The sequence below is a fragment of the Coleofasciculaceae cyanobacterium genome, assembly GCA_036703275.1.
Taxonomy (GTDB): domain Bacteria; phylum Cyanobacteriota; class Cyanobacteriia; order Cyanobacteriales; family Xenococcaceae; genus Waterburya.
The window spans coordinates 1-6,649 of the sequence record DATNPK010000044.1 but is presented as its reverse complement, the minus strand read 5'-3'; the positions used below and the strand labels follow the sequence as shown (position 1 = coordinate 6,649).

Genomic DNA, 6,649 nt, shown 5'->3' with positions numbered 1-6,649 from the left:
AAATCAGTACATTCCTTATAGCTACGGCTACTAAGATTCCCACCACCATCATCGTTTTCTAGACTCTCAACAATCGAGTCCTGGTTTATTTAGCCAGGGCTGATTCTTTTTGTCAGCCTTTGAGTTAAATGTTCAGGCGATTACGCTCCAAGCGCTTGCCCGTGCATGACTCCTAAAGGACGACGCGAAGCTAGAGCGAGAATTGATTCTTAGATGGCAGTCACCGTTTAACAAAGAGAACTGGAGCAGATGGGGGCAACCATTTGGCAAGATTGAGAAGTAAAACTAGCACAAGCTTCTTGAAAATTCATATCGAATTATGACTAAAAGTATTTAGACATCTCTATTCTTTAGTATTATGGTCGAGACTAAAGCTCATCTGCCAATTTAATTCGTTCGTTCTAGTATGTTTGACAATCAAATTAGTAGTGTTCTAGATAATAACAAGTTCGATGTTGACGAATTACCAAAATTCGACAAATTATACATACGTTTTTAGCGATAGTCTTTCCGATCCAGGAAACATCTTCAATGCAACTAAAGCTTCTCAACCATTTGACGAGCTTTTTGATGTAGACATTCCGCTTACTCCACCCAGCCCACCGTATTTTGAAGGACGCTTTTCTAACGGTTTAGTTTGGGTCGAACAACTAGCAGCAGAATTAGATCTCAGCCTAACTCCTTCTACCGAACTTTCCGTACTTTTTCCTGGTAGCAAGATTAATTTTCCCTTGACACTTGATTCCGATGTCGAATTAGATTTAGTTCTTTACCGATTCTGTTCCCAGTAACTTGCACTTCTCCCCCAGCAGGAGTATATTGAATCGCGTTTTGAATCAAATTAGTAAAGGCTCTTGCTAATTTTGCTTTATCCCCGTTCAACCATAAGTCACTTTCAATCTCAGCTTTGAGTTCAATTTGTTTAGTTTGTGCTTGGGGTTTGTATAAATTAACCAAGTCTGTAAGTAGAGTTGTCAAATTAATTCTTTCAAATTCAAAACTAGAAACTTTATCGGTTCGGGCTAAAAGCAATAAATCTGGTTGTGTTGCAAAAAGTAGAGGAGGTGGTAAGCTGAAAAACCTGTAACTCAATTTCACCTACTCTCATGGTCCAAGTCCAACCCCTTCAAATGGCGGCACTATCAAGCGCAAATCATTCTGCGTTGTGTGCGCTGGTACTGTAGCTATCCGCTCAGTTACCGCCAAGTAGCAGAAATAATGAACGAGCGGGGAATGGATGTGCATCACACAACAGTGTTTCGGTGAGTCCAAGAATACGGACCAGAAATAGATCGGCGTTGCCGACCTCACTTGAGAGCAACTAATGATTCATGGCGAGTGGACGAAACATATATTGAAGTCAAGGGAAAGCCGAAATATCTATATCGAGCAGTTGATTCAGTTGGAAATACTCTCTCTGTTTCTGCTGAGTGCTAAGCGCGACGCTGCTGCCGCCAAACGTTTTTTTCGCAAAACCTTGAAAGCCATTCATGTTCAAAGCCCAAGGATGATTACTGTAGATAAGAATGCCGCTTATCCGAAAGCAATAGATGAACTCAAAGCGGACAAAGAGTTGTCTCAAAAAGTGAAATTAAGGCAGAAAAAGTATCTGAATAACATTGTTGAACAAGATCATCGAAGTATAAAACGATTAGTTAAACCAGCTATGGGATTTGGCTCATTCAACACGGCGCGACGAACAATCAGGGGATACGAAATTATGAATATGATCCGCAAAGGTCAAATTAAAAATGTGGACAAAGGAGCCGTCAAAGAGCGGGTGAAATTCATTGCTGAAATCTTTGAAATAGCTGCCTAGTCAATTCCTTCTTCAACGAGATTTCTGTCCTCAACAACTTTTTGCAACACAACCCAAAAAATTCCGTACCAAATAGACTAAAGTTCAATTGATACAAACAGGTTATTGCAAAAATAGGCGGTTGAAACTTTTACCGTGAAAGGATTACACTCTTAGGCTTGTAATTTATACACTTGCTGATATTGCTGAGGAACTTAACAAAAGCCAAAAAAGCGCTCTCCAAAATCTAAGATCGTCTCTATTAATCAGGAGCTAATTTAGCAAAAGAAGATATGCGAGTTTTAGCCAAAGGAACACCTTCAAACCACGCAAATAAACGAACCGCATTCATCGCAGTCGCAGTAAATATGTGTTGTAAATGGACTTTATCTAAATTCACATAACGACATTCTCGTAAACCAAAACCACGAATACCTTGAGAAATAGTTCCTCCAACTCCCGCACGCTGATTATATTTTTTTGACCATGTTTTAGTTTTTTGTTGCTTTGGTCTTTTAACAATAGCCAAATGCTCGTCTTTAGGTCTAACGTTGATTTCTCTAGGTTCAGTCTTAGAATGGGTGCATAAGTGACGAAATTTACACTCTCGACAAGAACCTTTGGGAAACTTCATCGTGATGACAGTATTATCCCATTGGTCTTGATGAGTACTCCACTTTTTGTTACTCTTAACTCCTTGAGGACAAGTAGATTGTTTGGTCTTCCAATTAATTTTGAATCGACTAAGATCGTAAGCATCAGGGTTTTTTGACTGCGCCAACTCACGTTGTCACGGACTGGTCCAATTAATTCGATATCATGCTGTTGCTTACTCTCAACTAACAAAGTGCCATCAACATAACCCGCATCAACCAAATGCTCAGATGTTAATAATTTTTTGTCAGCTAAAGATTGATGAATGGATTCAGTTTGATCTACATCGCAAAGAGTGGGCTTGTGTTGTTTGAACATTGGTAATTAAATGAACTTGCTTTTTATCACAAGTTTCAGTTAGATGTACTTTGTAACCGAGCCAAGAAGTATGTCGTTTGTTACCATAACAAGCTTCAGTATCATAAGGGGAATTGCTGTGACTTCCCGCAGGAGGTAAATCTTTGTGATTGCGCCAACAAAGTTGACCGTTATTAATCCAGTATTGGTGTATCCAAGCTATATCTCAAAGTCTCTATTGCAGGAATCTCTCTGAGCCATTGCGGTGTAGTCTGCTCATTACAAATAGCCTCTAAGATTTTCATGCCATCTTGTCCGATTATTGCTGCATAATCATTTCGAGCTTCTGTTCCTCTAGGTAAACGAGATTCTTCAACTGGTTTACTGTAACGTTCAAACCAGTCTTGGGTGACTATATTTGACAACCACTCTGGAACAACTATAGCTAAAGCATTTAAAGCACAACGTAATGTTTCACCAACGAATTCAAGGCGATTGAGATTACGAATCGCAGCCAAGATATGAGTGGAATCGGTTCGAGCTTTTCCTTTGACTTTAATTAGCTTGAGTTCCTGACAGCGTTTTAAAAGCTTGTCGAGTAGAAGTTGTTCTTTTCCACCATTCAACAATCGAGAACGAAATAAACTTAAGAGTGAGGAGTCAAAAGCAGGGTCAGTCAATTCGAGTCCCAAAGCATATTTCCAATCAATACGGGCAGCGATAGTTTCAACTGCACCTCTGTCAGATAAATTAGCCATATACTGCATCACACATATCAAAGCCAAACTAGAGGGTCTTAATGCTGGCTGACCTTCATCCGAGTAAAGTTAGGCAAAATCCTCATCATCATAAAATGTACCTAATTCATCTCTCAGACTCATGTAAAGATTCCCTTTGGGAAAAGCTTTTGTGGCTATTTCTTTGGTGAGAGATGGGATGGGTTTGATTGATTGACGATGTAGAACCATAATGAATGACTCTCCCAAAACTTTTTTGACTACCTATAAGCTCAATTTAAGTCATTTTTAGTCCTTATATCTTTCAAAGTTCGCGATCGCCTTTTATCTCAATGTTAAGTTAATCAGCGGTATCAGCAAGTGTAAAGATTACAGCCTTAGCGTTGTAATCTTTACACAGTGAAGGTTTCAACAGCCAATTTTTGCGATTATCAGTTTGTATCAATTGAACTCTAGTTTATTTGGTACAGAAATTTATAACGAGTTTTCAATCGCTTCTGGAATGATTACTGTTTGAATTGCTTGGAAAACTTCTGACGCTTCCACCGACGGGCTAATCAACGAGAATTCTCGGGCGTTGCAATTTTTCTGTCTTCCCAAAATAATTCTTACTTTACTTGATTTTGAGCTTAAACGAGAAGTATTGAATCGCTATCGTTTAATTGTCAATATTATTTATGAGCATCAAAGAATTTATATCAAGTACATTCTGACTCACGCTGAATACGACAAGGATAAATGGAAAAATGACCCTTACTATTAACCCCTCAGACTACGTCCAGTTACTAGCTAAATATCAACCCAAAGTTATTGAAACCGAGGCAGAAAACGATGCCTTCGGCTAGCCCTAAAGGATTAGCTAACGCGTCCTTCGCAATCGCGCTATTGAATTGGCACAGGAATTAGAACACAAAGTCAATCGAAGTTTAGAAGAAGATGCGATCCTCAAATTATTAGTTACCTTAATCGAAAAATTCGAGAACGAAAATTATCCCCTGGGCGAGGGAACGCCCCATTCTATGCTGCTACATCTAATGGAATCAAATGAAATCAAAGAAAACTTAGTTGGTGTAATTGGTTCGAGAGGTGTTGTCTCAGAAGTAGTTAATGGTAAACGCAGTATTAGCAAAGCCCAGGCAAAAGCTTTAGCTGAATTTTTCGCTGTCGATGTTGGACTGTTTATTTAGTTAAAGGGAATAATTAGTAGTGAATGTAAATACCTAAAAGTACTACATTTTAAATGTTTTCGAGCAATGATAATGATATAGATTGTCGTCATCAATTAAACTCCATGACATTGCCTGTATTTCTTCCTACTACCGCACCAACATGGCTCTTTTGGTTTGGGTATTGTTCCAGGTAAAATATCACCATCTAGATAAAACCAATGTCCATCAGTTCTAATAAACCTAGAGCGTTCGTGGAGTTGTGCTGGCTCATTTATTTGATAAACTGCTTCAAATTCTACGATGCCAGTCGCATCATTTTTTTTGCCTTTTTTTGTCTCAATTATAGTTAAACTTAACCACTGGGTATGGTTAATACTTTTAGTTAATTCTTGCTCGTCATTAGGCTGTCGCTTATCTGGATGCAGAGTTTCAATAAGATAGTCAATATTACCTCGCTCAAAAGCAGTGTAGCGCGATCGCATGAGCTTTTCTGCTGTATCTGGTTTCTTGTTACCAGATAAATACATTCCACAACAGTATTGATATTGCTTTTTACTTCCACAGGAACATAACGATTCTTGGGGCATTACTTTCAGTTTGGTAATCAAGCTTTATTGATTGTAATTTAACTGGCAAATAGTCGGGTGCTTAGTTTACTGTGGTGCATCTGGGCAAGATCGATTGTCGGGGTACAAGTCCACATTTCATCTAACTCGATCGAAGCTGCTGTATGGTAAGCTGCCTCGATATCTGGTGCTAATTGTAAAAGTATTTGTTGTGCCTGCAAATGTCCTAAACTTCCTAAACGAATTGCTGCGCCTAACACTCCTGTAACAAAACCATGCAGGAATGCTACGGCGGTATCGGTTGAATTTAAACCAGCGATGCTACCTACCACACCGAAAACTATAGGATGCAAACAGTAGAATTGATTTAAAGCACGCGAGCGCTCTAAAGTTTCTAATTGTGGATGTTGCCAGGTAGACTGTGCCACCATGAGTAATGCTCGTCCGCTTTGGATCTGAGTTTTTCGGGTGATTTCGATTAAAGTTTGAGCATATAGTCGCGCTTCTACTTGTTTTACCTGTTCTAAATCATCTGCTGCACTAGCGCGATAGGCATGAATCAAAGCTACTAAATCGCAGGTGGAAATTTTGTTGGCTAAAAGTATTTGTAGAAAGGCGATTAAATCTTGAGGCTGCTGTATTTGGTCTTGTTGAATTAAAGATTCTAAGCCATGGGATAGAGTATAAGATCCAGAAGGAAAAAAGGAATCCGCTAACTGAATTAAAGTAAGCTTTTGCTTAATGGTTGATGCTTGAGTGTTCACTTAATGCTTTATATCTGAGTAGTAACGATTGATTGAAGATCGATAATTTATTTATGATCGAGTCCATTTAAACAAACAGCGATCGCCCTTTTGTTCGCTAACTTCAGCACCCAAGCGTCGATAAAACTTTAATCCGCGAATATTTCTAGCATCTGCCGTCCATGCTAAATGAGTGCAGTTATTCTCATCAGCAATTTGCTGTAATTTATTCATTAATAAAGTTCCTGCACCTTCGCTTCTCATGTTTTGCTCGATATACAGATCGTCTAGCTAAATACTCGGTTGTCCAGCAAAGGAAGAGTATCTAAATCCATACAGTGCAAATCCAATTACATCTCGATCCGCTTCAGCAAAAAGAACATAAGCAAAAGGATTATGGCGAAAAATTGTTTTGCTTATCTTGTCCTCAGAAGTGGCAATTACCCCTGAATATGCTCCTACACTACGATCAAAGTCTGCTTTCTCTTGAATAAATTTATAGATTAAAGATACGTCCTCAGGCGTGGCAAATCTAACGCTAATCTTGACACTCCCACACATGAATGAGTGGGATTCTTGATTCATCCCTGGATAGCTAAATCTGTCAAAGACACATCCCCGCTAGAGCCAGATCCACAAGCAAACACGGTCTGCCCGACCGCTAAAATATTTAATGCTGCGTTGA

General features: G+C 39.1%; 7 protein-coding genes and 2 pseudogenes. 4 read left to right on the top strand and 5 right to left on the bottom strand.

Translation table 11 applies throughout. From position 1 onward, the window contains the following. Nucleotides 1–452 precede the first annotated feature (452 nt). Together V6C71_08930 and V6C71_08925 are read left to right on the top strand one after the other, a co-directional pair. Nucleotides 453–791, top strand: a complete 339-nt coding sequence (locus tag V6C71_08930) for a hypothetical protein (GenBank protein ID HEY9768613.1) — start codon at nucleotides 453–455, stop codon at nucleotides 789–791. Between the two features lie 361 nt (nucleotides 792–1,152). Beyond that, nucleotides 1,153–1,819: pseudogene (locus V6C71_08925) on the top strand (IS6 family transposase). Between the two features lie 241 nt (nucleotides 1,820–2,060). Here V6C71_08925 and V6C71_08920 read toward each other — a convergent pair. After that, nucleotides 2,061–3,717, bottom strand: a pseudogene (locus V6C71_08920) (IS1182 family transposase). A 346-nt stretch (nucleotides 3,718–4,063) separates the two neighbouring features. Here V6C71_08920 and V6C71_08915 point away from each other — a divergent pair. Both V6C71_08915 and V6C71_08910 read left to right on the top strand, forming a co-directional pair. Further along, complete coding sequence (locus V6C71_08915; GenBank protein HEY9768612.1) at nucleotides 4,064–4,249, top strand: type II toxin-antitoxin system HigB family toxin; 186 nt, start codon at nucleotides 4,064–4,066, stop codon at nucleotides 4,247–4,249. A 127-nt stretch (nucleotides 4,250–4,376) separates the two neighbouring features. After that, complete coding sequence (locus V6C71_08910; protein HEY9768611.1) at nucleotides 4,377–4,673, top strand: transcriptional regulator; 297 nt, start codon at nucleotides 4,377–4,379, stop codon at nucleotides 4,671–4,673. 95 nt (nucleotides 4,674–4,768) lie between these two features. Here the strand turns inward: V6C71_08910 and V6C71_08905 are convergent, their stop codons facing one another. Genes V6C71_08905 through V6C71_08890 form a run of 4 tightly spaced genes read right to left on the bottom strand, consistent with a single transcriptional unit; the run spans nucleotide 4,769 to nucleotide 6,549 of the window. Beyond that, complete coding sequence (locus V6C71_08905) at nucleotides 4,769–5,242, bottom strand: YchJ family protein (GenBank protein HEY9768610.1); 474 nt, start codon at nucleotides 5,240–5,242, stop codon at nucleotides 4,769–4,771. A 38-nt stretch (nucleotides 5,243–5,280) separates the two neighbouring features. Beyond that, complete coding sequence (locus tag V6C71_08900) at nucleotides 5,281–5,985, bottom strand: urease accessory UreF family protein (protein HEY9768609.1); 705 nt, start codon at nucleotides 5,983–5,985, stop codon at nucleotides 5,281–5,283. Nucleotides 5,986–6,036: 51 nt separating this feature from the next. Next, nucleotides 6,037–6,246, bottom strand: a complete 210-nt coding sequence (locus V6C71_08895) for a GNAT family N-acetyltransferase (protein ID HEY9768608.1) — start codon at nucleotides 6,244–6,246, stop codon at nucleotides 6,037–6,039. A 9-nt stretch (nucleotides 6,247–6,255) separates the two neighbouring features. Next, complete coding sequence (locus tag V6C71_08890) at nucleotides 6,256–6,549, bottom strand: hypothetical protein (protein ID HEY9768607.1); 294 nt, start codon at nucleotides 6,547–6,549, stop codon at nucleotides 6,256–6,258. Nucleotides 6,550–6,649: the final 100 nt, after the last annotated feature.